23 protein-coding genes and 2 tRNA genes are annotated in these 25,280 nt (G+C 37.1%); 23 read left to right on the top strand and 2 right to left on the bottom strand.

The annotated features are described in order from the left end of the window. Positions 1-338 precede the first annotated feature (338 nt). From F5ESL0260_RS07160 to alr, 9 genes are all read left to right on the top strand, one after another. On the top strand, positions 339-998 hold the full coding sequence (locus F5ESL0260_RS07160; RefSeq protein ID WP_122026372.1) for an amino acid ABC transporter permease: 660 nt from the start codon (positions 339-341) through the stop codon (positions 996-998). Next, positions 979-1,656: an amino acid ABC transporter permease gene (locus F5ESL0260_RS07155; protein ID WP_122026371.1), complete on the top strand. Its 678-nt coding sequence runs from the start codon at positions 979-981 to the stop codon at positions 1,654-1,656. Before F5ESL0260_RS07160 ends, F5ESL0260_RS07155 begins: the two co-directional genes overlap by 20 nt. A gap of 5 nt (positions 1,657-1,661) precedes the next feature. Beyond that, positions 1,662-2,402 (top strand): amino acid ABC transporter ATP-binding protein, encoded by a 741-nt coding sequence (locus F5ESL0260_RS07150; protein ID WP_122026370.1) that lies wholly within the window; start codon positions 1,662-1,664, stop codon positions 2,400-2,402. A 10-nt stretch (positions 2,403-2,412) separates the two neighbouring features. Beyond that, positions 2,413-3,258 (top strand): transporter substrate-binding domain-containing protein, encoded by an 846-nt coding sequence (locus F5ESL0260_RS07145; RefSeq protein WP_122026369.1) that lies wholly within the window; start codon positions 2,413-2,415, stop codon positions 3,256-3,258. A 115-nt stretch (positions 3,259-3,373) separates the two neighbouring features. Further along, on the top strand, positions 3,374-3,622 hold the full coding sequence (locus F5ESL0260_RS07140; protein ID WP_046325385.1) for a type B 50S ribosomal protein L31: 249 nt from the start codon (positions 3,374-3,376) through the stop codon (positions 3,620-3,622). Between the two features lie 131 nt (positions 3,623-3,753). Further along, a complete protein-coding gene (murF, locus tag F5ESL0260_RS07135; protein ID WP_122026368.1) occupies positions 3,754-5,121 on the top strand; it encodes a UDP-N-acetylmuramoyl-tripeptide--D-alanyl-D-alanine ligase in 1,368 nt (455 codons plus the stop codon). 10 nt (positions 5,122-5,131) lie between these two features. Beyond that, positions 5,132-6,613: a DEAD/DEAH box helicase gene (locus tag F5ESL0260_RS07130; protein WP_122026367.1), complete on the top strand. Its 1,482-nt coding sequence runs from the start codon at positions 5,132-5,134 to the stop codon at positions 6,611-6,613. A 78-nt stretch (positions 6,614-6,691) separates the two neighbouring features. Next, positions 6,692-7,045, top strand: coding sequence for a holo-ACP synthase (gene acpS, locus F5ESL0260_RS07125; protein ID WP_110446449.1), 354 nt, complete (start codon positions 6,692-6,694; stop codon positions 7,043-7,045). Between the two features lie 2 nt (positions 7,046-7,047). Beyond that, positions 7,048-8,175, top strand: coding sequence for an alanine racemase (alr, locus tag F5ESL0260_RS07120; protein WP_122026366.1), 1,128 nt, complete (start codon positions 7,048-7,050; stop codon positions 8,173-8,175). Between the two features lie 63 nt (positions 8,176-8,238). Here the strand turns inward: alr and cbpA are convergent, their stop codons facing one another. Beyond that, positions 8,239-8,931 carry a cyclic di-AMP binding protein CbpA gene (gene cbpA, locus F5ESL0260_RS07115; RefSeq protein WP_046325378.1) on the bottom strand — a complete coding sequence of 231 codons (693 nt, stop codon included), beginning with the start codon at positions 8,929-8,931 and terminating at the stop codon, positions 8,239-8,241. Between the two features lie 226 nt (positions 8,932-9,157). Between cbpA and pth the strand changes: the two genes are divergently transcribed. The 12 genes from pth to lysS all read left to right on the top strand — a co-directional run bounded on the left by pth (position 9,158) and on the right by lysS (position 23,874). Then, positions 9,158-9,724, top strand: coding sequence for an aminoacyl-tRNA hydrolase (gene pth, locus F5ESL0260_RS07110; protein ID WP_046325377.1), 567 nt, complete (start codon positions 9,158-9,160; stop codon positions 9,722-9,724). 1 nt (position 9,725) lies between these two features. Next, positions 9,726-13,220, top strand: coding sequence for a transcription-repair coupling factor (gene mfd, locus F5ESL0260_RS07105; protein WP_122026365.1), 3,495 nt, complete (start codon positions 9,726-9,728; stop codon positions 13,218-13,220). Positions 13,221-13,228: 8 nt separating this feature from the next. Then, positions 13,229-13,471 (top strand): RNA-binding S4 domain-containing protein, encoded by a 243-nt coding sequence (locus F5ESL0260_RS07100; RefSeq protein ID WP_046325375.1) that lies wholly within the window; start codon positions 13,229-13,231, stop codon positions 13,469-13,471. A 75-nt stretch (positions 13,472-13,546) separates the two neighbouring features. Then, positions 13,547-13,924, top strand: a complete 378-nt coding sequence (locus F5ESL0260_RS07095) for a septum formation initiator family protein (RefSeq protein ID WP_199700514.1) — start codon at positions 13,547-13,549, stop codon at positions 13,922-13,924. Continuing rightward, on the top strand, positions 13,924-14,289 hold the full coding sequence (locus F5ESL0260_RS07090; RefSeq protein WP_110446443.1) for a S1 RNA-binding domain-containing protein: 366 nt from the start codon (positions 13,924-13,926) through the stop codon (positions 14,287-14,289). Before F5ESL0260_RS07095 ends, F5ESL0260_RS07090 begins: the two co-directional genes overlap by 1 nt. Beyond that, positions 14,279-15,535: a tRNA lysidine(34) synthetase TilS gene (gene tilS / locus F5ESL0260_RS07085; protein ID WP_122026363.1), complete on the top strand. Its 1,257-nt coding sequence runs from the start codon at positions 14,279-14,281 to the stop codon at positions 15,533-15,535. The genes F5ESL0260_RS07090 and tilS overlap by 11 nt, the downstream gene beginning before the upstream one ends. Before the next feature lie 86 nt (positions 15,536-15,621). Beyond that, a complete protein-coding gene (gene ftsH / locus F5ESL0260_RS07080; RefSeq protein ID WP_122026362.1) occupies positions 15,622-17,874 on the top strand; it encodes an ATP-dependent zinc metalloprotease FtsH in 2,253 nt (750 codons plus the stop codon). A gap of 47 nt (positions 17,875-17,921) precedes the next feature. Beyond that, positions 17,922-18,797, top strand: a complete 876-nt coding sequence (gene hslO, locus F5ESL0260_RS07075; protein ID WP_122026361.1) for an Hsp33 family molecular chaperone HslO — start codon at positions 17,922-17,924, stop codon at positions 18,795-18,797. 69 nt (positions 18,798-18,866) lie between these two features. After that, a complete protein-coding gene (locus tag F5ESL0260_RS07070; protein ID WP_122026360.1) occupies positions 18,867-20,453 on the top strand; it encodes an ABC transporter ATP-binding protein in 1,587 nt (528 codons plus the stop codon). 102 nt (positions 20,454-20,555) lie between these two features. After that, positions 20,556-21,182, top strand: a complete 627-nt coding sequence (locus tag F5ESL0260_RS07065; RefSeq protein WP_122026359.1) for a histidine phosphatase family protein — start codon at positions 20,556-20,558, stop codon at positions 21,180-21,182. 113 nt (positions 21,183-21,295) lie between these two features. Continuing rightward, on the top strand, positions 21,296-22,315 hold the full coding sequence (gene dusB / locus F5ESL0260_RS07060; RefSeq protein WP_122026358.1) for a tRNA dihydrouridine synthase DusB: 1,020 nt from the start codon (positions 21,296-21,298) through the stop codon (positions 22,313-22,315). A 17-nt stretch (positions 22,316-22,332) separates the two neighbouring features. Next, a complete protein-coding gene (gene lysS / locus F5ESL0260_RS07055) occupies positions 22,333-23,874 on the top strand; it encodes a lysine--tRNA ligase (protein ID WP_122026357.1) in 1,542 nt (513 codons plus the stop codon). Positions 23,875-23,942: 68 nt separating this feature from the next. Here lysS and F5ESL0260_RS07050 read toward each other — a convergent pair whose 3' ends face one another. Next, positions 23,943-24,761, bottom strand: coding sequence for a DUF2785 domain-containing protein (locus F5ESL0260_RS07050; protein WP_122026356.1), 819 nt, complete (start codon positions 24,759-24,761; stop codon positions 23,943-23,945). A gap of 194 nt (positions 24,762-24,955) precedes the next feature. Between F5ESL0260_RS07050 and F5ESL0260_RS07045 the strand changes: the two genes are divergently transcribed. Together F5ESL0260_RS07045 and F5ESL0260_RS07040 are read left to right on the top strand one after the other, a co-directional pair. Next, positions 24,956-25,027, top strand: a tRNA-Gly gene (locus F5ESL0260_RS07045). Between the two features lie 43 nt (positions 25,028-25,070). Beyond that, positions 25,071-25,144 (top strand) — tRNA-Pro (locus F5ESL0260_RS07040). The last annotated feature ends 136 nt before the right edge of the window (positions 25,145-25,280 follow it).

The following is a 25,280-nucleotide window of genomic DNA, read 5'->3' as shown; positions in this document are numbered from 1 at the left end:
TAAGCGCGTTTTTTGTTAACAAAAATTGGAAAAATGAAAGTAATATTAAGCAAAGTAATTGACAAAAAGTAAGTAAACGCATAGCATTAGAGACACTTGTAGTTGCTAACAAAAAGGAAGTGAAAACAAGAAGTAGGCAAGTCTGACTACAAAAGGGAAAATAACAGTGATTCCTGATAAAAGTAGTTGGAACTTAGTTTTTCACTTGTTTCAATGGTGTTAGCAATTATGACATTTAAATCTGCGAATAAATCTGATTCGTAGATTTTTTGTTTTTCTGACTGCTTGATTCTCTAACTCTTAGATCAGGTCGTCTATTTAAAAGTGGGAGGTAAAAAATGAGTTGGCAGATAATTACACAGAGTTTGCCTATTTTTTTGAAAGCCTTTGAGTTGACCCTTTGGCTATCATGTGTGGGAATTGTGTGCTCAATCCTCGTGGGTATTTTTTGTAGTTTAGTGCAGTATTTTAAAGTGCCCGTTTTGCATCAAATAGTCACAGCCTATGTGGAATTGGCACGAAATACACCTTTATTGATCCAATTATTTTTTCTATATTATGCTTTTCCAGTCATTGGCTTAAAAATGTCGGCTCAAACTTGCGGGATTATCGGTCTGGTATTTTTGGGTGGAGCGTATATGGCTGAGGGCTTTACAGGCGGTTTTGCCGGGGTCAGTCCAAGTCAAATTGATGATGGCAAAGCCTTAGGGATGAATAACTTGCAAATAGCACGTTATGTGGTCTTTCCACAAGGCTTTGCTTTGAGTATGCCAGCCTTAACGGCTAACGTGATCTTCTTAATCAAAGAAACATCAATTTTTTCGGTCATTGCAATTCCCGAGCTGACTAACACTGCTTTGGACTTGATCGGGCTGTATTACCGTTCCAATGAATATCTACTGGTGTTGGTCATAGCCTATGCCATTATTCTAATTCCGGTTATTTTGCTTTTAAACTATTTAGAAAGGAAGGTTCGCTATGGCACATTCGGCGATTAATGTTTTATTTACCGGTAATAACTTCAGTAGAATTTTGCAAGGCTTATGGACCTCAGTTTGGATAGCTGGAGTTAGCTTAATAATTGGCTTAATTTTGGGCACGCTTTTAGGAATATTGCGGACTTTACCTAATGAAATAATGCGCTTCATTTTACGACTGTATCTGGAATTTTTTAGAATAGTTCCCACAATCGTATTACTCTTCTTGTTTTATTATATTTTGCCGCGTACCTTCCATATTAACTGGCCAGCTAGTTGGATGGCGGTTTTGGCATTTTCTTTATGGGTTGCAGCTGAATTTAGCGATATTGTTCGTGGCGCACTTGAATCAGTTCCACTTGTGCAAAAAGAATCGGGCTTGGCTTTGGGCTTAAGCAGAATGCAACTCTTGCGCTATGTCTTATTACCTCAAGCTGTGCAATTGGAACTACCGGCAACTATTAATCTGGCAACAAGAGTAATCAAAACGACTTCTTTATTAATGATGATCAGCATCATGGACGTGATTGCTATTGGTCAACAGATTATTGAAGCTAATAATCAAAAATATCCAACAGCCGTTTTTTGGATTTATGGTCTGATTTTCTTCCTGTATTTCATAATAGATTATCCGTTATCAAAATGGTCTAAACGATTAGCGGCAAAACAGAATAGGTGAAGCAAATGACAAAAGAAGTTTTACGAGTTGAACATTTAAATAAGTTTTATGGCGATTGGCAGGCTTTGCATGATATTAGTTTTACCCTCCATCAAGGCGAAGTTTTGACATTATTAGGACCTTCCGGCTCTGGCAAAAGTACGCTAATCAGGTGCCTAAATGGTTTAGAAGATTTCAAGAGTGGTGCAATTTATTTTAAGGGTGAGAAAATTGCAGCTACTGCCAAAAACTGGCAAGAGTTACGCCAAAAAATTGGCATGGTTTTTCAAAGTTATGATTTATTTCCCAATTTTACAGTTCTTGAAAATATTTTGCTGGCACCGGTGAAGGTGCAAAAACGAGCTGAAGATGAAGTTAAAACTGAAGCTTTGCAGCTGTTAAAACGAGTTGGACTAGAAAAGTACGTTAATTCTTATCCCCGTGAACTGTCTGGTGGACAAAAGCAAAGAATTGCTATTGTTAGGGCGTTAGCCATGCATCCTGAAATAATGCTGTTTGATGAGGTGACAGCTTCTCTTGATCCCGAAATGGTTCGAGGAGTTTTACAAATTATGACTGACTTATCCCGAGTTGATCATATGACAATGATTATTGTGACCCACGAAATGAATTTTGCGCGTCAAATAGCAGATCAGGTTTTATTTCTTGAAAATGGCAAAATTTTAGAAAACACGCCGGGAAAAGAATTTTTTAAGCATCCCCAAACAGATAGGGCACGTGATTTCTTAACAAGTATGGATTTCTAAGGAGAAAATAATGCAGAAAAATAAAAATAGAAATATTATCATCACCGTTTTAATTGTCCTGATAATTGCAGTGGCAGCTTTTTTTGGCATTAAGTCAACAAATAATAAAAGTAGCAATGCTAATGACAGCAGCGTGAGCGCAATTAAAAAGCGGGGCACTTTACGAGTTGCCGTATTTGGCGATTTACCACCATATGGTTGGGTTGATGATAACGGCAATCGCGTAGGCTACGACGTTCGTCTTGCTCGCCAAATGGCTAAAGATATGGGCGTTAAAGTGAAGTTTACCCAAGTAAATGCCAATAATCGTGTTGATACCCTAAATTCGAATAAGGCCGATATTGTTTTAGCCAATTTTACTGAAACGCCAGAACGTAAACAAGTCGTCGATTTTGCAAAACCATACATGAAAGTATCCGTTGGGGTTATTTCACCTAAGAGTACTCCGATTACTAATGCAAAACAGTTAAAGGGCAAAAATTTAATTGTTAACAAGGGCACAACAGCAGAAAATTACTTCACTAAAAAAGGCGGAGTTGATTTACTGAAATTTGATTCCAAAACGCAGCAGTTCAACGCTTTTAAAAATAAACGTGCTGCCGCTTTAGCAGATGACAATTCATATCTCTATGCCTGGGTCAAAAAGAATCCTAATTATACAGTCGGAATTAAAAACATTGGTCCTAATCAATTTATTGCCCCCGCAGTTAAACAAGGGAATAAGTCACTTTTAAACTGGACTAATAAAGAAATCACTAGATTGGCAGATAAAAAGTTCTTCACAGATGACTATAATAAAGAACTCAAACCATATTTTGGCAAGGAAGTTAAACCAAGCGACATTGTTTTAAATTAACTCTGCTGCTATAATAAATAAGTCTTGAATTTTACTATTAAAAATGTTAAGGTATTAAGCGTTAATCGATTAATCTATGACTTGCAATAGGAGTCATGGCAAAGGAGTAATAAATATGAAACAAGGTATTCATCCAGATTACCAACAAGTAGTCTTTATGGATTCAGCAACTGGTGCTAAATTTGTTGCTGGCTCAACATTAAAGTCCAAAGAAACAGTGGATTATGAAGGTAAAACTTACCCATTGATTCGTGTTGAAATTACTTCGGATTCTCACCCATTCTATACTGGCAAGCAAAAGTTTGCTCAGGCCGATGGTCGAATCGAAAAGTTCAACAAGAAGTATGGCATGAACAACAAGTAATATCTTCAATCTGGTGGAAGGCAGTCCCATTGGGGCTGCTTTTTTATGTAAAGGCTAATTGTTATACTACATAAATAAGGAGTATAATTAACTACTTCAGCAAAAACTCTTTTCGGCTAGGAGATAAAAAGATGAAAATGCAACTGGCAGAGATAGCCAAAGCAATAAATTCAAAGTGTGAAGGCAACGATCAGACCGTTATTACTTCTGTTGCCTTTGATTCTAGAAAAATCGCCGCTGGTGGATTATTTGTTCCACTAAAGGGCGAAAGAGACGGTCATGATTTTATCAGCAGCGCAATTAGTAACGGTGCAAGTGCCACATTATGGCAGAAGGATCATCCCAATAAACCCGACAATATTGCAGTTTTAGAAGTGGATGATCCATTAAGCAGTATGCAGCAACTGGCCCAATATTATTTAAATAAAGTTAATCCTACAGTAGTTGCCATTACAGGTTCAAATGGTAAGACTACGACCAAAGATATGACGGCAGCAGTTTTAGCGAAAAGGTTTAATGTGCATAAAACTGCTGCTAACTTTAACAATGAAATTGGCGTACCCATGACAATTTTAGATATGAAACCAAATACTGAAATCTTGGTTTTGGAGATGGGTATGGATCATGCAGGGCAACTTCATCAACTAAGTAAACTGACTCGCCCTGATGTCACGGTCATTACAATGATTGGTGAGGCTCACATTGAATTTTTAGGCTCTCGTGCTGGAATTGCTGATGCCAAGATGGAAATTACCGATTTCTTACGCGAAGATGGTGAGTTCATATATAACGGGGATGAACCGCTTTTACGTGAACGGGCAGCAAAAATACCACAAGCAAAAGTTACCTTTGGTTTTGCAAAAAATGATACAGTTTATGCAACAGGTTATCGCAGTTACAAGCATCATGCTACTTTTACGATTAATAATTCTGCTCATAAATTTACTATTCCTATGATTGGCAAACATAATGTTTCTAATGCACTTTCGGCTCTTTGTGTTGGCAGGCATTTTGGTGAAAGCGATGAAGAAATTGCCACAGCTTTAGAAAAGTTCACTCCGACAGCGGATAGAATGGAATGGGAAAAAGGCGATGTAGGAGAAGATATTATGAGCGATGTTTATAATTCCAATCCTACCGCTGTGCGTGCCGTGATAACCAGTTTTGGTCAGATCCAGGTTCCAGCTGGAAGTCGCAGGATCGCCGTTTTGGGTGATATGTTAGAACTAGGCCAAAGATCTGCCAAGCTTCACGCTGGGCTGGCAGATTGTCTTGACCCGCAGGTAATTAATGAAGTTTATTTGTATGGTACAGAAATGAAAAATCTGGCAAATGCACTTAAAGAAAAGTATAAACCAGAGAATTTGCATTATTATGCCCCAGAACAAATGCAACACATGGTTTCAGATTTAAGAAATGATATTAAGCCGCATGACATTGTTGTTTTAAAGGGTTCGCATGGGATGCACCTGGAAAAAGTAGTAAAACGGCTTAGATAAGGAGAATTTAGTGAAATTTTCAGAATTAGGATTAAAAGATGAGCTTTTAAAAGCAATTAAGCGCTCAGGCTTTGAAGAGGCAACACCAATACAGGAACAAACAATTCCTCTGGCTTTAGAAGGCAGGGATGTAATTGGTCAAGCTCAGACAGGTACTGGTAAAACTGCGGCCTTTGCGCTGCCTATCTTGCAGAACTTAGATAAGCATAATAAGGTAATTCAAGCTTTAATTATAGAACCGACTCGTGAATTGGCCATTCAAACTCAGGAAGAACTTTTCCGACTGGGTCGTGATGAAAATGCTCGCGTGCAGGTTGTTTACGGTGGTGCTGATATTGGACGGCAAATTCGTTCACTTAAAAATCATGTACCTGCGATTTTAGTAGGGACACCGGGACGATTACTTGACCATTTAAAGCGCAAGACGATTGATTTAGAAAATGTTAATACCATTGTTTTAGATGAAGCTGATGAAATGCTGGACATGGGTTTTATCCAAGACATTGAAAGTATTTTAGGCTATGTTAAAAACCGGAAACAGACTCTACTGTTTAGTGCTACTATGCCTAAACCAATTTTGAACATTAGTGAAAAGTTCATGCATAATCCGGAAATTGTACGGATTAAAACTAAAGAGCTAACTGCCGATTTAATTGATCAGTACTTTGTTCGGGCAAAAGATTCAGAAAAATTTGACATCATGTGCCGTTTGATTGATGTTGAAAGCCCAGATCTGGCAGTAGTATTTGTTAGAACTAAACGTCGAGTTGATGAAGTTACCAGGGGACTTCAGGCTCGTGGTTACAATGCAGCGGGAATTCACGGTGACTTGACCCAAGCTCGCAGACTTACTGTTTTAAAAAGGTTCCGTGCTGGTAAACTAGATATTTTAGTTGCTACAGACGTGGCTGCACGTGGATTGGATATTTCAGGCGTAACACACGTCTATAATTACGATATTCCGCAAGATCCCGACTCTTATGTTCACCGCATCGGTCGTACCGGCCGTGCCGGACAAAATGGTAGTTCAATCACTTTTGTTACGCCAAATGAAATTGGTTATATGCGTACAATAGAGCAATTAACTAAGAAAAAGATGACCCCTTTGCGTCCGCCATCTGATGATCAGGCTTTAAGGGGCCAACTTAAAGTGGCTAAATCTAAGATAGAAGACATAATGAAAGATGATCTATCTAAATATACTGATGATGCCAACGAATTATTAGAAAATTATTCAGCAGTTGATTTGGTATCAGCTTTTCTGAAGAATTTGTCAAAAGATTCTTCAAATGTTGAGGTCAAAATTAGTTCTGAAAAACCATTGCCGTATAAGGGTAATGGTCGTGGTGGCCGCAGTCGCTATAGTCATAGCAGAAATAGTCGTGGAGGCTATCGCGGTGATCGTAATCGCAGCCGTGGCAATTATCGTGGAGGCCATTCTCGCCGCTCCGGTAATGGCAGAAATTTTATTATTAAAAATAAAAAAGGTTAATGTTTTTACTAAAAAAGAGTTGTGACAGTTTACAACTCTTTTTTGCTAATATAATTTTATTATTATGAGGATAAGAAAATGATCGTTGGAGTTGGCATTGATGCTGTTGAAATTGAACGAGTTAAAAAAATAGTAGCCAAAGGGGATAATTTTGCCCGCAAAGTTTTGACCCCAAAAGAATTTGCCCAATACCAAAAACTAGCAGGCAGACGCAAAGTAGAATATTTAGGTGGCCGCTTTTCTATTAAGGAGTCGTTTGTTAAAGCACTAGGAACAGGCTTTGGCAAAGAAGTGGGTCTGCAAGATGTTGAAACTTTATGGGATAAAGTAGGTCATCCAGTCACAAGCTCGCCTAAATTTGCTGGCAAGATTTTTCCTAGTATTACTCATGATAGACATGAGATAGTTACATTAATTGTTTTGGAGAAGTAAAGATGGTTCCTGGAATTCATAGACCTGCAGCTGTGTGTGTGGATTTAGCTGCAATAAGACAGAATATTAAAGAAGAAATTAAGCATTTGGCACCAGGGCAGAAACTGTTTGCCGTTGTTAAAGCAAATGCATATGGTCATGGTGCGGTAAGAGTAGCCCAAGAAGCTGTTAAGGCAGGTGCCAGCGGCTTTTGCGTTGCTATTTTAGATGAAGCTTTAGAATTAAGGCAAGCTGGAATTGTTCAGCCAATCTTGGTGTTGGGCGTTACGCCCGCAAAGTATGCCTCACTTGCAGCTGTGAATGGCGTCTCATTAACTGTGCCTGATTTAAAATGGCTCAGAGAAGCCGAATCTAACTTGATTCAAGACAAGCTGCAATTAAAAGTTCATTTGGCAATAGATTCCGGGATGGGACGCATTGGTTTTAGTCAAGATGATGAATTTATTGCAGCAAATGATTTTTTACTAAATAATTCAAATTTTGATGTTGAAGGGCTGTTTACGCACTTTGCCTCCGCAGACAGTAGTGATGATTCATATTTTCAAGGACAAGTCACGCGCTTTAACCACTTTAAAAAATTGTTGAAAATAAAACCCAAATGGATTCATGTAGACAACACTGCAGCCAGTGTTTTTGATAAGAAAGTTCATAGTGATTTGGTTCGTTTTGGTATTGGCATATATGGTCTGAATCCATCTTCGAATCCTGCAAGTGCTGACTTAGAAACCGCAATTAAATTAAAACCGGCTATGTCTTTTGTTAGTGAACTGGTACAAGTTCATACTATTCACAAGGGTCAGGGAGTGGGCTATGGCTCAACATATATTGCTGACGAGGATCAAATTATCGGAACAATTCCAGTAGGTTATGCCGATGGCTTTATTCGTAAATTTCAGGGTTTTAAAATTAAAGTCGGTTCCGAATACTGTCCTATTGTCGGTCGCATTTGCATGGATCAGTTAATGGTGCAATTGCCATATGAGATGGCAGTAGGAACTAAAGTAGTTTTGATTTCAAATGATCCGGCAGCGCCAAATTCTATCAAAAAAGCAGCCGACTATGTTGACAGTATCCATTATGAAGTTGCCTGTTTACTAGATGATCGTTTGCCAAGAAAATATTATAATTGACAATAAATAAAAGCACATCGCCTCGATGTGCTTTTATAGTGGTAATAATTAATTATTTTCGTCTTAGTTAATGTAGACACCAGGATTTTCATCACTCATAAGTGTCATACCAGCCTGCAAGTCTTCAATCTCAGCAACAACATAGCCTTTTTTCTCAAGACGTTTAACGATTTCTTTTAAGACGTCCTCGGTAAGCCCAGCAGGTAATGTAAATAAAATACGTCTTACAGCATTATCTGTTTTACCAGCAGTAGGTGCGTCCAGGCTCATTACACCTGCTATGGCACAGTACTTACTGATAATTTTACTCATCTTTGCTAAATTGCCCCTTGAATTATCTGTTAAAACAGTGAGGACATACGACCCAGTTTTAATATTCCAGGCATCTGATAACATATCAAGCAATCTTGAGTGCGTCAAAATACCATAGAATTTGTTTTCTTCGTCTAACACTGAAATGTAAGGCAAGTCCTTAATTGTGAAGAAAACTTTAAAGAATGGCGAATTAACCTTGATGGTTTTAGTAGCATTTTTTAATAAGTAGGTAACTGGCAAATTCATATCCTTACCTTGAGATTTATGGCGGTAGATATGCATCTTATAAATATTACCACGGAAAATTGTGCCAGTGTCATCCAAGATTGGGACACATCGGAATCCAGAATCTTCCAAAGTTTTTAAAGCTTCTTCAAGCGTAGCGTGTTCGTTGACTGTGGTTAAATAATCTTTTTTAATAACCAAAGATTTGATTAGCATTAAACTGCCTCCGTTGTAAAAATAATCTAAACGATTATATCATATAAATGAAAAAATTAGATTAAATGAAAATTAAAATAAAAACATTGTTCAGATTGATTTTAGCACTTGCCGTACAAATTAAAAAGCCTAATTAATCAATGAAATCAAAGTGTAATAGTCTTTAAGGAAATCAGACCGATTGATTGTGCTATCATTAATAAGACTATAAATAAGGGGAAGTTAAATGAAAATTATAGCAGGACTGGGTAATCCAGGCAAAAAATATGATGGAACAAAACATAATACTGGCTTCATGGCTTTGGATCACTTTTTACAAAAAAATGCTTTAAATTTGGAAAGAGAAAAGTTTGAGGGCAAGTATACAAAACAAAAAATAGCAGGAATTGACGTAATTTTACTTGAACCACAAACTTTTATGAATGATTCAGGCAGATCTGTAGCCCAATTTGCTCATTTTTTTAAAGTTGAGCCCCAAGACATTTTGATTGTTCATGATGACATGGACATGCCATTAGGTAAAATCCGTATCCGTGCAAATGGTAAATCTGGAGGTCATAATGGTATTAAAAGTATTATTCGTGATTTAGGCACCAATAATTTTAACAGACTGAAAATTGGTATCCGCCATCCAGCAAACGTAACAGAAGCAAGTGTAGTCTCCTGGGTTTTATCACCGTTTAATACTGAACAAAAACAGTTGATGGATGAAGCTTTTGCCACAGCCAGTGAAGTCATAACTGACTTTATTGCAGGAAAAAGCCCACAGTATTTAATGAATAAATATAATTAAAATGCGTTTAACTAACATTATAGAAAAAGATCATGATCTGATAAATTTTATTGCTAATACTAGCAACACCAAAAATTCTTTGATCACCGGAGCTAATGCCGGTGCTTTTGATTTGCTTTTGTGTCAAATAGTTGAAACTTTGCAAAAGCCGTTAGTGGTATTGGAAGAAAATGAAAATAAGGCTCAAAAACTTTATAGTGAACTCAATGCAATTATGCCTGAAAACAGTGTGCAAATTTTTCCAGTAGATGCATCGATAGCGACTCAAACGGCAGTTACTTCGCCTGATGAATTAAGTAGTCGTATTCAGGCGCTTAACTTTTTGCTGAGTCAGAACAAGGGCATCGTGATTACTACTCCGCAGGGCTTACAGTATAAACTGTCTAAACCGCAAGAATACCAAGCAGCAAGACGGGAGTTTGAGCCTGAAAAAGAATTTGATTTAGCTGAACTGACTAATTGGTTTGTGCAGGTAGGCTTTCGCCGCGAAAATCTGGTAGCTAAACCTGGCGAATTTGCATTACGGGGAGATATTCTAGACGTTTACCCACTTGACCGCGAAAATCCTGTCAGAATTGAATTTTTTGGTGACGAAATTGATACTATAAAAGAATTTGATTTAGCCAGTCAACGCAGTCAAAGGCAGATTGATAAAATAGTCGTTACTGCAGCTCAAGATCGCGTTTTTGCCGCTAATAATTTTAAACGTGCGGCACAGAAGATAGCAAAAGCTATGGCAGATTCTCCTGCTAATGAAAAGGAAGTTAAGGAACATTTTGCGGAGTCATTGGATGAACTAAATAATGGTTCTTTACCTCAAAACTACGCTTTTTTAACAGACTTTCTGATTGATAATCCTGATAATCTCCTTGATTATTTAGCAAGTTCTGGCTTGGTTCTGCTTGATGACTGGCCGTTAATTGAGCAGGCTGTTAAAACAGTAGATGAACAGAATGCCGGTTTTATTGCTGATGAACTAAAAACTGGAGCTATGATACCTGGGCAACGGCTCTATAGTGACTTTCATAGAAATTGGGCGCAAGATAAACATAGTCACCTTTATTTTTCATTATTTCAACGCAGTATTGGTCGCGTTAAACTAGGTCAATTATTTGACTGGCAGACAAGAGAACCTGAACAGTTTTTCAGTCAGATGCCTCTTATCAAGTCTGAAATAGAATCATATCAGAAAAAACAACAAACGGTAATTCTGCAGGCAGATAATAATAAGAGGGCAAAACAAATTAGTCAGACGATGGCTGAATTTGGCATGGATGTGGCAATTGTTAAGCCAGATGACTTAGTCGTGCGTCAAACGCAAATTACGGTTGGCGGTTTTGCCAGCGGTTTTAATTTGCCCAATAATAATCTAGTCTATTTAACTGAACGAGAACTTTTTAATAAAGTAACGCACCACAGTCGCCGTATTAAAACCATGGAAAATGCCCAAAGACTGCGCAGTTATACTGAATTGAAACCAGGCGACTATGTTGTTCACGTTAATCATGGAATTGGCCGCTTTGAAGGTATAAAAACTTTAGAAAATAATGGTGTCAAAAGAGACTATATTACTATTACCTACCAACATGGTGACCAATTATTTGTTCCCGCTGATCAGCTGAAATTAGTGCAAAAATATGTTGCTTCTGAAGGGAAAAGACCACATGTTAACAAGCTGGGTGGTAGTGAATGGGCAAAGACCAAGAGTAGAGTTCAATCTAAGGTCGAGGATATCGCCGATGAATTAATTGCTTTGTATGCTAAAAGAGAAGCGGAAAAAGGCTTTGCTTTTTCAAAAGACGATGATTTGCAACAGCAGTTTGAAGATGCTTTTCCTTATGTCGAAACTCCGGACCAACTGCGTTCAATTAAGGAAATCAAACATGACATGGAACAAGAAAAGCCGATGGACAGGCTACTTGTGGGTGATGTTGGCTTTGGTAAAACTGAAGTAGCCTTAAGAGCAGCGTTTAAAGCGATTGAAGATAACAAGCAAGTTGCCTTTTTGGTACCTACAACAATTTTGGCACAGCAACATTATGAAACTATCCAAGACCGGTTTAAAAATTTTCCCGTCAATTATGCTGTTTTATCCCGTTTTCAAACTCCAGCTGAAGCCAAAAAAATTACTGAAGGTTTAAGAAATGGCAAGATTGATCTAGTGGTTGGAACGCATAGATTATTGTCAAAAGATGTTAAGTTCAAAGACTTAGGCTTACTCATTGTTGATGAAGAGCAAAGATTTGGCGTAAAGCACAAAGAGAGGCTCAAAGAACTGAAAGCTAACATCGATGTTTTAACGCTGACTGCAACACCGATTCCTCGTACGCTGCACATGTCAATGATTGGCGTGAGGGATTTATCAGTTATGGAAACCCCGCCATCCAATCGTTATCCGATTCAAACCTATGTAATGGAACAAATACCAAGTGTTGTTAAGGAAGCCTGCCTGCGGGAAATTCAGCGCGGAGGTCAAGTCTTTTATTTGCACAATCGTATTGGTGATATTGATGATGTTGTGCTGGAGCTCGAAGCTCTCATGCCTACAGCCAGGATTGTCAGTGTTCATGGCCGTATGAGTAAAAACCAAATGGAAGATATTTTGTATCGTTTTTTAAATAGAGAATTTGATATCTTGGTTACAACTACCATCATTGAAACCGGAATAGACATGCCGAATGTCAATACCATGTTAATTGAAAATGCAGATCATTACGGCTTAAGTCAGCTTTACCAGTTGCGTGGCAGAATTGGTCGTAGCGCCCGCTTGGCATACGCTTATTTTTTATATCAGCCCAATAAGGTTCTGACAGAAATTGGAGAAAAAAGGTTGGATGCCATACGTGATTTTACCGAACTTGGATCAGGATTCAAAATTGCTATGCGTGATTTGTCAATTCGTGGAGCTGGCAATATGCTTGGAGCAGAGCAGCATGGCTTTATTGACAGTGTCGGTTATGATCTGTATTCACAAATGCTTTCTGATGCAATTAAAAATCGGAAAAACAAAAAGAAAGTCAGAAAGAGCAACGCTGAAATTGATATGGGACTTGAAGCATATATTCCAGAAAAATATATTAGTGATCAAGAAGAAAAAATCGAATTTTATAAGAAAATTAAATCTGCCAGTCCTGCTGATATCGAGCAAATTAAAGATGAGTTAATTGATCGCTTTGGTAATTATCCTGAACCGGTCGAAAATTTACTGGCAATTTCACAGTTAAAGGCTGAAGCAGATTTGGCACAGGTCAGAAATATTACCAAAATTAATAACCAGCAGGTAAAAGTTGAATTTGGATTAGAAGCTTCAAAAGAATTACAGGGACCTAATATTTTTAAGGCTCTTGAACATGTTTCATTTAAAGCAAAAATCAATCTTTCTCCGGCTAACAGGCTGATTGTGCTGCTGGAACTTCCTGATAATCTGCATCAGAGACAATTGTTTACTAATTTAATTACTTTTATGACAGCTGCCAGTGATATTATTCAAAGATAGGAGAAAAAATGAGAATTGATAAATTTTTAAAAGTTTCCAGACTAGTTAAAAGGCGTCCGATAGCTAAAGAAATGGCTGATCAGGGTCGAATTAAGGTAAATGATCACGTGGTTAAATCCAGTTATGACGTTAAGATTGGCGATATTATCGAAGTAGGTTATGGTTCTAAACAGGTAAAAGCTAAGGTTTGTGCAATTAAAGAAACTACTAAAAAAGCAGAAGCCAGTGAATTATATGAATTAATAAATTAGTTTGGTCTTTAATGACATTTATAGGTGGTCTTGTTATAATTAAAATAGTATTTGTTTTTGGTAGTAGAGGTCAAAATTATGAACGGTCCACGTATATACAATTCAGTTAGTCCGGAGGAGCAACTGGCTCGTCTGAAACGTAAACAAGAAAAAAGAGCAAAAGAAGTCCACCGTGTAAGACGTAATCGTATTGTTGCGTTTTTCGTTGCTATTTTTGCGTTTTTAGGAGTACAGATTGGCGTTACGCACTCTCAGACAGAACATATTAACAGTCAAGTGCGGACTTCTAAGAAGGAATTGAAGAAAATAAATAATCAAAAACAAGTTTTATTAGCTAAGCGCAATGACTTGAAGGATAGTGATTACCTGGCTAAACTGGTTCGTTCTAAATTTTTGTACTCTAAGCCAAATGAAACAATTTACAATTTACCTGAAGGAAAAAACAATAATTAATGAAATATCAAGTTGGACAGAGGGTTACAGGTATTATTAATAATATTAGTGACTTAGGCATCTTTGTCACTCTTTCGCACCATCAAACAGGACTAATTCATCATAGTGATTTTAACAATAATTGGTTGCGAGAAAAGAATAATTATCATGTTGGAGAACAGATTCGCGTAGTTGTCCTTCATAATTATAAAGGCAAAATTGCCCTTTCAAGAATGAGGGTTAATGATCCGGATTTAATTGATCATACTAACCCTTTTTCTGATACCAAAATGGCAGATTTTACCAAGACTTTAACGCAAACTGTGAATGATGCCCAAAAAGAAATAAAAAAATTAGAACAAGATTTGGTCAGTTATGCGGATTGATGACTTTTTTAAGGTAAATCATTTGCCGCTGGCTGCTAAAACCCTTGTAGTTGCAGTTAGTGGTGGACCAGATTCATTAGCTTTATTAGATTTGTTATACCAAATAAAGGAGCAATACCGTTTTAGACTGCTGGCAGCTCATTTGGATCATCAACTTCGGCTTGATTCTTTTAAAGAAGAAAAAGTAATTTCTGCATATTGTCAAAATAAAAGTATCGAGTTAATTAGTGAAAAATGGCCTAAATCTTTACAACCTATAGTTGGCGTTGAAGCTGCAGCCAGAAAATATCGTTATGATTTTTTAGTTAAAATAATGCACAATTATCAAGGAGATTATTTACTAACGGCACATCATATGGATGACTTGCTTGAAAATATTCTACTTAAATTTATTCGCTCTGGTAATCCTAGTGAAATGAACAGCTTGAAGGCAGTTAGCAAAATGCAGGGAATGACTTTGCTAAGGCCCCTTTTGAATATTCAAAAAGCTGATTTATTAAAATATGATAAAAGGAACCACATACCATACGTAATCGATCAAACTAATAATGAGGACGATACTTTGCGCAACAAGTTGCGTCATCATGTGATTCCTTTATTAAAAAAAGAAAATAAGCAAATTGGTCAAAATGCTCTTAGATTTAGTAAAGAGGTTAGTTTGCTGACAGCAATCGCTGATGAAAGATTTGCTCAAGTTGACCAGCCTGAAAAATTTTTAAATGTAGCATACCGTCTAAAAACTAGTGCTCTCAAAGAGTTAAATAGTGAGCAGAAGCAGGCTTTTTGGCAACATTTTATATGGCAGACCTGGCATGAGCGGGTCAATCAAAATTTGGCGAACTATACGTTACTTGTTTATCAAGGCTTTTTTTATCTTTTTAAACAGTTGCCAGCTAGGCCAGCAAATAAAGAAATTATTCTCGATCAAAAAATTTCATTTAATAAGCGTAAGTTTTTGCTTTCTTTAAAAGCAGACAAACCCTATAAATTGCTTGGAAGTTTTGGGGCAACTAATAAAAAGCAATTAACCACAGGGTCAATTTTACCCGGAACAAAGCTTTTATTAAAAGATGGCAGCCACGTAAAGAGTAAGAAAAAGTTTGCTCAAAGTGGTATTCCAAATATATTGCGGCCATATTGTTTGACTATTTATGACGGTGATAAAGTTGTTTTCATTGAACAGACTTATTCTAATCAACAAGTGAGTTCTGGTGAAAAATGCTTTTATTTATATGAAGATAATTGATAAAAATTTTTAAATTATTAGAGTACAGATGAAATTTGTGATAAACTTTTATTCGTATATCTCTAGAAACTTTGCGGAGGTTTTATATGAAAAATAACCGGAATCGGCTGTTTTCAAACGGTTTATTCTATATAGTTGTTTTCCTGCTTTTAATAGGAGGAATCAACTGGGCAATTGGCGGATCAAATAATTCTGGTAGCAATGAGAATATTAGTTACTCTGAATTTGTAAGTGATTTGCGTAAGGGAAAAGTTAAAAACTTTAATGTTCAACCTGCAAATGGTGTTTATACTGTTTCAGGTAGCTATAAAGAAACACAAGAAAGTAAAAACCAGTCAGATAGTAATTTTGACTTTTTTAATGGCAATTCAGGATCAAAAGTAACACGTTTTTCCACTACGATGCTACAAAACGATTCCAGTGTATCCAATGTGCAAGAATTAGCTCAAAAGAGCGGCACTAAGATGACGACTCAGGGTGAGTCACAATCTGGAAACTGGATCTCGACTATTGTCATGCTTGTGCCGACCATTCTTTTCATAGTTATGCTTTGGATGATGGTCAGTCAAAGTGGCGGAGGCCGAGGCGGCAACGGCGGAATTATGAATTTTGGTCGTTCTCATGTTAAGCCTGAGGATCCCAAGAAGAATAAAGTGCGCTTTTCTGATGTTGCCGGCGAAGAGGAGGAAAAGCAGGAACTGGTAGAAGTGGTTGAATTCTTAAAGAATCCGGCTAAATTTACCAAGTTAGGCGCTAAGATACCTTCAGGTGTTTTACTTGAGGGTCCTCCAGGTACTGGTAAGACATTGTTGGCTCGTGCCGTAGCGGGAGAAGCAAATGTTCCTTTCTTCTCAATTTCAGGTTCAGACTTTGTTGAAATGTTTGTCGGTGTTGGTGCCAGTCGTGTACGTGACTTGTTTACTAATGCCAAGAAAAACGCACCAAGTATTATTTTCATAGATGAAATTGATGCTATTGGACGCAGACGTGGTGGTAACGCTGGCGGCGGTAACGATGAACGTGAACAGACTTTGAACCAGTTGTTAGTTGAGATGGACGGTTTTGAGGGTAACGAAGGCGTTATTGTTATTGCAGCTACTAACCGTTCTGACGTACTGGATCCAGCTCTTTTGCGCCCAGGTCGTTTCGACAGAAAAGTTTTAGTTGGTACACCTGATGTTAGAGGCCGTGAAGCAATTTTACGTGTTCACGCTAAGAATATGCCTTTGGCTGATGATGTTGATTTAAAGGAAATTGCTCGTCAAACACCAGGTTTTGTTGGTGCAGACCTAGCTAACTTACTTAATGAAGCTGCACTGCTTGCAGCCAGACGAAACGGTAATAATATTACTGCTGCAGATTTGGATGAAGCTGAAGACCGTGTCATTGCGGGTCCTGCTAAGAGAAACAGCTTGATTTCTCAAAAAGAAAGACGCAGAGTTGCCTTTCACGAGGCTGGTCACTCCATTTGTGGTTTAGTGCTTAGTGATTCAAGAACGGTGCGTAAAGTTACTATTGTGCCTCACGGCAGAACAGGTGGCTATAACTTGATGTTGCCTAAAGATGATCAGTTCCTGCTAACTAAGAAACAGTTAATGGAACAAATCGTTGGTCTGATGGGTGGACGTGCTGGTGAAGAGGTTGTAGTTGGAGACCAGTCAACTGGTGCTTCTAATGACTTTGAACAAGCCACGCAGATTGCTCACAGCATGGTAGTTAATTACGGAATGACTGATTCACTGGGGATGGTTGAACTTGAAAAAGAGGGCGAAACTAATCCTTATGGTTTTAAACCGTATAGTGAAGCAACTTCAGCTAAAATAGATGAAGCTGTCAAGAAGCTACTTGATGAAGCTCACGCTAAAGCAGTTGAAATTGTTAAAAACAACCGTGAAAAACATCGCATTATAGCCGAAGCTTTACTTAAGTATGAAACTTTAGATGAAAAGCAAATTATGTCTCTTTACACAACGGGCAAGATGCCTGAAAAGACGGAGCAGGAATATCCAAGCGAATCCAAAGCATCAACTTATGAAGAAGCCAAGGCAGCTGCTGAAAAGAAAGAAAATCAATCGCAGAAGAAAAATCTTATAAATTCAGAAAAGGCGCAGGAAGAAAGAGATGCCTCTCTAGAGTCACCCGCCCAAAAGAATGAGGAAGCAGAAGAAAGTAATCCTGAGAATCCAGAAAAAGCTGAATTCCCCAAAGAGTCTGAGCTAGATTCAGAAGAAAAAACATCTGATTTTAATTCTTCTGAGTCAGAAAAGGATTCTGAGGATCAGCAAGATTCAAAGGATACTGATAATTCACATAGTGAAGATGATCATCCTCAAGAATAATAATTAATAGGGCCTACTGTTAGGCTCTATTTTTTTAGGAGAATAAAATGACTGATTATTTAATTAAAGCAATTGATAAGACTAAAAATTTACGTTTGTTAACGATTACTGCCAAGGATTTGGTTCAAGAAGCACAAACTCGTCATGATACTTGGTCAGCTTCTTCGGCAGTTCTCGGGCGTACTTTGCTTGCAGGCGTTTTACTGGCAGGTGCTGAACTCACAGACCAGGAGGAGTTGACGATCAGACTTTTGGGCAATGGTCCAGTAGGTCCAACGATAGTCACAGCCAAATCAGACTTAACTGTTAAGGGTTATGTTAAAAATCCCCATATTGCTTTACCACCAAAGGAAAATGGTCATATTGATGTTAAAAAAGCCGTCGGTGCAGGATGGCTTGAAGTTACTAAAGATTTGGGCTTAAAAGAGCCCTATACGGGTCAAGTACCTATTGTTTCTGGTGAGATTGCGGAAGATATTGCTTATTATTTAACTAAATCTGAGCAGATTCCTTCGGCTGTTGGTTTATCAGTTTTTGTTAATCCCAACAATACTATTGGTGAAGCAAGTGGATTTATGCTGCAAGCATTGCCGGGTGCTTCAGACAGTTTAATAACTAAGACTATTGAACGAATCAATAAGTTGCCAGCACTTTCTAGTGCTTTTTTGGCTGGTTTGACTCCTGAAAAATTGGCAACTATGATTCTCGGCGATGACTGTAAGATTTTAGAAAAAGATGAAGTTGCCTTTAAGTGTGATTGTTCTAAGGAAAAGTATGGTAAGATTTTAGCAACAATGAAGAAAAGTCAGCTTGAAACCATGATCAATGAGGATCACGGAGCAGAATTGACCTGTAGTTTTTGTGGTAATAAATACCACTATACAGAAGATGAATTAAAAGCAATTTTGACTAAAATTAAATAATAAGTTATTGTCATATAAGTGATAAGTATGTTTTATTCATTTTAGTTAAAATTTTGAAAAGGAAAGAAAATGGTTGGGCAATATTTACGACAGGTAGCTGATAGAATAGGAATATTAAAAATAATATTTTTTTGTGTATTTCTTTTTGTTGCCTATGCCGTGTATTTTGCACAACCATATTTAATTACTGCTTTATTTCAAGCCCATTTAAGTACAAATTTGCAAATATTGTTAGTCCTTGCTCTTGCAGTCTCATTGATGATGATGCCGTTAATAAACAGTTGTAATAATTCATTTATTCAGGCTGTAAGAAAATTTTCTAAACAAATTTTATGGGAGTCAATTGTTAATAAGCCTTTTAGCTACTTTTCTGATAAATCAGTGGGAAAGGTTCAAAGCTACATTAAAGATGTTTCATTTGCATGTCGAGAGTTGGAGCAATCCGGTCTGGAAGTAATAGTGCAAATGTCTGTCATGCTTATTATGTATACAATAATGTTAAGTCTACAAAATATCTTTGTCGGTATTTTGTATTTATTATTCTTTATTAGTTATATGTTGATTTCGGTGTGGATGGCCAGACGAAATAGGGATAATGTAGCTGCATCGCTTAAAAGTGCTTCTAAAGTCAACGAATATATCATTGATTATTACAGTAACATTGAAACGATTTTATCAACTAATTCCAAAGACTTTGAAGAACGGAATATGGATAAAATATTGAATGATGAACAAAAGACTTTTATCAAAGTTCAACGAATTACTAACGAGGCATCTCTGTTTCAGCAATTTTTAATTGTGATTTTGGCTTGCATTATTACGGTTTTAGGGCAATTTTTAATTGGCACTAAAGAAAATCAAGCACTCTCTTTGATCCTAATTCTGCTATATTCTATTGTTAATTTGTCTGGCTTTGGTACCCAGTATTTAGCGATTGAAGAATTTCTCAACAGAATTCGTTCTGGTCTGTCGGAATTGGAATACGGAGAAAAATCAACTGAGCATCCATTACCTGTTCAATTCGATTCAAATAAAAAAGCAATAATTTTCAAACATCTCAGTTATTCTTACAAAAAGAAACAAGAGGTTTTTAAAGATTTGAACCTAGAGTTTAAAAAAGGCAGAATAACTGCACTTGTAGGACCTAATGGCACTGGTAAAAGTACATTACTTAAACTGTTAACTGGTTTTTATCAGCCACAAGCTGGTCAAATTATTTTGCCTTTTGCCAGTAAGCCACAACTTATGTACTTGCCGCAAAATGCACAATTATTTAACCGCTCAATTATGGAGAATATTTGCTACCCCGATAATAAAGTTTCACCTGATATTTTGCTAAAACTGATTGAAGAAATCAATTTAACCACCTTGATTCATTCTGTTACCGATTTAACCAATAAAACACCAGGAGACTTTAAAAATAAAATATCTGGTGGTGAAAAACAAAAGATTTTGTTTTTAAGAGCTATTGTTGCGAAACCCCAGATTTTATTATTAGATGAATTTACCAGTAACTTAGATGAAAAGACTATTACTATTGTTTACCACATGATCAAAAAATATTTGCCAGGGACTACTATTATCAGTGTCGTTCATCGTTTTGAAGAATTGCAATATTATGACGAAGTGGTGCGACTAGAGCAGAATTATAGCTAAAAATCATGCCCACTTTTTTGGCTTTTCTAGAGATTAAAAGTGCGGTTAGTACCAATTTTGCTATAATGAAAGAGTTGAATAGATAAGTAAAGGAGAAAATAAATGCTAAACGTATATATAGTTCGTCACGGCCAAACGGATACTAATAAAACTTTTGGTATAAATGGCTCGGGAACTAACTTACCACTAAATGAAACTGGTAAACAACAAGCCGAAAATTTACGCGATAGTTTTGACATTAACAAGATTGATTATGTTTATTCCAGTCCTTTAAAAAGAGCGTGTGAAACAGCAGAAATTTTAAACCAGGGTAAACATGAGATTTTGATTGATGACCGTTTAACCGAAATGAATTATGGCAACTGGGATGGTAAAGATGTTCACGAAATAATTGCAAAGTATCCTCAAGTATTTGATGAACTGGGTTATTTCAAAGAAAATTACAGTGATTATTGCACCGGTGAAACCTACCAGCATTTGGCAGACAGACTAATGGATTTCTGGCATGACCTAATTAATAATCATGAAAATGAGTCGGTTTTATTAGTGTTTCATGGCACTGCTTCTCGTTCTCTGGTCCAGAATGTTTTGCAGATACCTAAAATTGCTTTGGTTGGCGAAATTCAAAATGCTGGCGTAATCAATATTTCCGTTGATGAAGCTTCCCAAAAACCGTTTTTGCGTTATTATAATAGAGTTGCACCTGGAAAATTTTTTATCGAAAAGTAATTAAAGATTGATATAGATATCAAGGGTTAACTTTTTATTACGAAAAGTACCATGAATTTTGCTTATAGAATCCTTTTTGTTAAGATATTATGGTGTTTTGAAAGGGTGATTTAGTGGATAATAGTTGGAAAATTCGTGATATTACTATTCCTAATCGTGTTGTAGTGGCTCCAATGGCTGGAGTGTCAAATTCGGCTTTTAGAATGATTTGTAAGGAATTCGGGGCAGGCTTAGTTGTCTGTGAAATGATCTCGGATCATGGCATTATATATCGTAACAAAAAAACTATGTCTATGATGAAGGTTGCCCCGCGTGAGCACCCCATGAGTATTCAAATTTTTGGTGGTACTGAAGATACTTTACTTGAAGCAGCACAATATATTGACCAACATACTGCTGCAGACATTATAGATATTAATATGGGTTGTCCGGTTCCTAAAGTAACCAAAACAGATGCGGGCTCCAAATGGCTGCTTGATTCTAATAAAATTTATCAGATGGTTCACAAAGTTGTCCAAAATGTGCAAAAGCCAGTTTCTGTCAAAATGCGTATTGGCTGGGATCGTAAACATATTTTTGCAGTAGAAAACGCCTTGGCAGCGCAGGAAGCTGGTGCCAGCATGATTGCTATGCATGGTAGAACTCGTAAGCAAATGTATATGGGTGAAGCTGACTGGGAAACATTGCACGATGTAGCACAAGTACTTGATATTCCTTTTGTGGCTAACGGTGATATAACGACGCCGGAATTAGCTAAAAAAGCTTTGGATGAGATTGGATCAACTGCAGTCATGATAGGTCGCGCAGCCTTGGGTAATCCCTGGATAGTTAAAAATATGGTGCACTATTTAGAAACCGGTGAGAAACTCAAACCGCAGACGGTCCGTGAAAAGGTTGCTACAGCTAAACACCAATTAAAAGGTTTAGTTGAATTAAAAGGTGAAAAAATTGCAGTGCCTGAATTTCGCCAGCAAGCAGCCTACTATTTAAAGGGAGTTCCCCGTTCTGCACGTACTCGTGCTAAAATAAATGAAGTTTGGACGGCACAAGAAGTTTATGATTTGCTTGACAATTTCGTTGATGATTATGAAAAAAGGCAAAAACAAAGGACTGTCAGAAGTGATGTTAATTAATAATGGAGGAAATGTAATTGGCTAAAAATGAAATGAATGACCAATTAATCGTTCGACGCCAAAAATTAGACGAATTAAGAGAAAATGGTATCGAACCTTTTGGAATGAGAAAGTTTGATCGGCAAGACTTAGCGCGGTCTTTGAATGAAAAATATTCTCAAGATGATAAAGATGAGCTAAACAAGGAATTGCCTAAGACTAAAATTGCTGGCAGAATGCTGGCAAAAAGAGGAAAGGGTAAAGTCGGTTTTGCGGATCTCTATGATCGGACAGGCAAAATACAGATTTATGTTCGTAAGGACATTGTCGGTGAAGACAATTATAAGATTTTTAAAAAGTCCGATATTGGCGACTTTTTGGGTATTGACGGCGAAGTTATGAAAACTGATACCGGTGAGTTAACGATTCGCGCGACTCATGTTACCTTTTTATCTAAGGCTTTACGTCCATTGCCAGAAAAATATCATGGTTTAAAAGACGTTGAACAAATATATCGTCAACGTTATCTCGATTTAATTACCAATCGCGAAAGTTATGAACGTTTTGTAAATAGAACAAAAATTATTCAAGCTATTCGTGACTATCTGAACAGCAAGGACTTCTTGGAAGTTGAAACTCCTGTTTTGCATAACATTCCAGGTGGTGCAGAAGCACGGCCATTTATCACTCATCATAATGCTTTAGATATTGATTTGTACATGAGAATAGCTTTGGAATTACCTTTAAAGCGTTTGATTGTCGGTGATATGGAAAGAGTATACGAAATTGGTCGGGTATTTAGAAATGAAGGCCTTGACACACACCATAACCCTGAGTTTACTGAACTTGAGACTTACTGTGCTTACTGGGATTTCCATGATGTAATGGATGAAGCAGAAGGCATCATTCGTGCTGCTGCTAAAGTCGTATCAGATGATGGCAAGATTACTTATCAGGGCACAAATATTGATTTGGGTAAGCCTTTCCGCCGCGTTCATATGGTTGACCTAATTAAGGAAAAGACCGGCGTTAATTTCTGGCAAAAGATGAGCGTAGCAGAAGCAACCAAAATTGCTGAAGACCATGACATCAAGGTTGAAAGCTTCTGGAAGGTTGGTCATATCATTAACGCCTTCTTTGAAAAATATTGCGAAGAAACAATTGTTGACCCTACTTTTGTTTATGGTCATCCAGTTGAAATTTCACCATTGGCTAAGAAAAATGCTGATGATCCTCGGTTTACCGATCGTTTTGAAATTTACATCATGGGTGAAGAGTACGGTAACGCCTTTTCAGAACTAAACGACCCAGATGACCAACGTGAGCGTTTTGAAGCACAAATGGCAGAACGTGAAGCTGGAAACGATGAAGCAGATATGATCGATGAAGATTATCTGCGTGCTATGGAATACGGTATGCCGCCAACAGGTGGTTTGGGCATCGGAATCGATAGATTGGTGATGCTTTTGACAGATGCACCTGCAATTAGGGATGTTTTACTATTCCCAACAATGCGCCCTGAACGAATTGAAGATATTGAACGCGAAGTCGAAGAAGACATGAAGAAAAAGAGCAAATAATAATTAAGAAAACATTTTAAAAATGAGCCCTAAAAGAATATTACTTTTAGGACTCATTTTTATTTTGTTTACAGTTGGTATCCCAGTTGTTCGTTATATTCAGAAATCTTTTTAAGTAGATTATCTTTAACAGACTGGTTTGAAAAATAAAAATACCAGTTTTGAAGTAATTTGAGCCAGGAACTTAATCGATACCAGCTGATGCGATCATTTTCTACGAGCTGCTGATAAATTTTTTCGTTATAGCAGTTAATAAACGAATTAAACTCAGCAGTCGGTATTTTACCGAAATGAACGCCTTCAAAAAAGGCAAAAGCTAACCGTTGCTCCTCATCATCAATAAACGGTCCTTGCATATTTTGAAAGACCGTTTCAATTATGGCCAAAATATCAGCAGTATTATTTGTTGTAAAATCTGGATGACTTAAAGTAGAGCCTAAAAAGTCGCTACCATGAGCAACGCTGTGAGCCCAACCTTTATCTTTAACATAACCGCGGAAATCTTTTTCTTCCTTCAAATAGGAAATACTCCAGTTAAAAAGAGTTTTTCGTTTGGTCGCATTTAAAATCGAATGCTTTTTATCGTCATCTAAAATTAGGGAACCCAGTAATGCACTGAATGTTCTGAGAAAAATTAAATCGTTTTCTGGCTGATCGATGCCCTTAAACAGATTTTTTGAATTTATAAAATTGGTAAAAATTTTTGCTTTCTGCTTTGAAGTAAATGAATTTTCAAAAAAGCCACGAGCAAAAAGCGTATAAACAACATCATCACGAAGATGTGGGTCAAGGTTTCCGATATTTTGCAACATATAGTCAATTTGACTATCATCAAAAGTGATTTTACCAGAATCTAAATTAACAAGTTTTTCCAGTTCTTTTTGCAATTCTGTAGCCTCCTTTTTATCTGACAGTGATATGATTTCATATTTGTGTATAACAGAATACTACCTTTTACTAGCAATTATGTTTTAGAAACTCTCAAAAGGCAAGCTTTCCCGTTAAAATACTTATTTTACGGATTTATTTTACTTAAAAAGGTTGCAAAATGAGATTGGTTTGCTATAATAATATTTGTCTTGCGGAAGTAGTTCAGTGGTAGAACATCACCTTGCCATGGTGGGGGTCGCGGGTTCGAATCCCGTCTTCCGCTCTAGGAAAAAGACTCACCAAAAGTGGTGAGTTTTTTTAATAAACGGGAAATAGCTCAGCTTGGTAGAGCGCTACGTTCGGGACGTAGAGGTCGCAGGTTCGAATCCTGTTTTCCCGATAATATATAGATTTATTCTCATGCTGGTAATTTATTTTTGCTAGTATGAGAATTTTTAGTTTTTTGGAAGTTATAACAGCCCACTAAGATTCTTGTACAAGTATTCTGTTGAAAAATTATTTCTAATTTAAATAAT

The sequence above is a fragment of the Lactobacillus sp. ESL0260 genome (assembly GCF_003692935.1).
GTDB lineage: Bacteria > Bacillota > Bacilli > Lactobacillales > Lactobacillaceae > Lactobacillus > Lactobacillus melliventris.
This window is presented reverse-complemented; position numbering and strand designations above follow the sequence as displayed.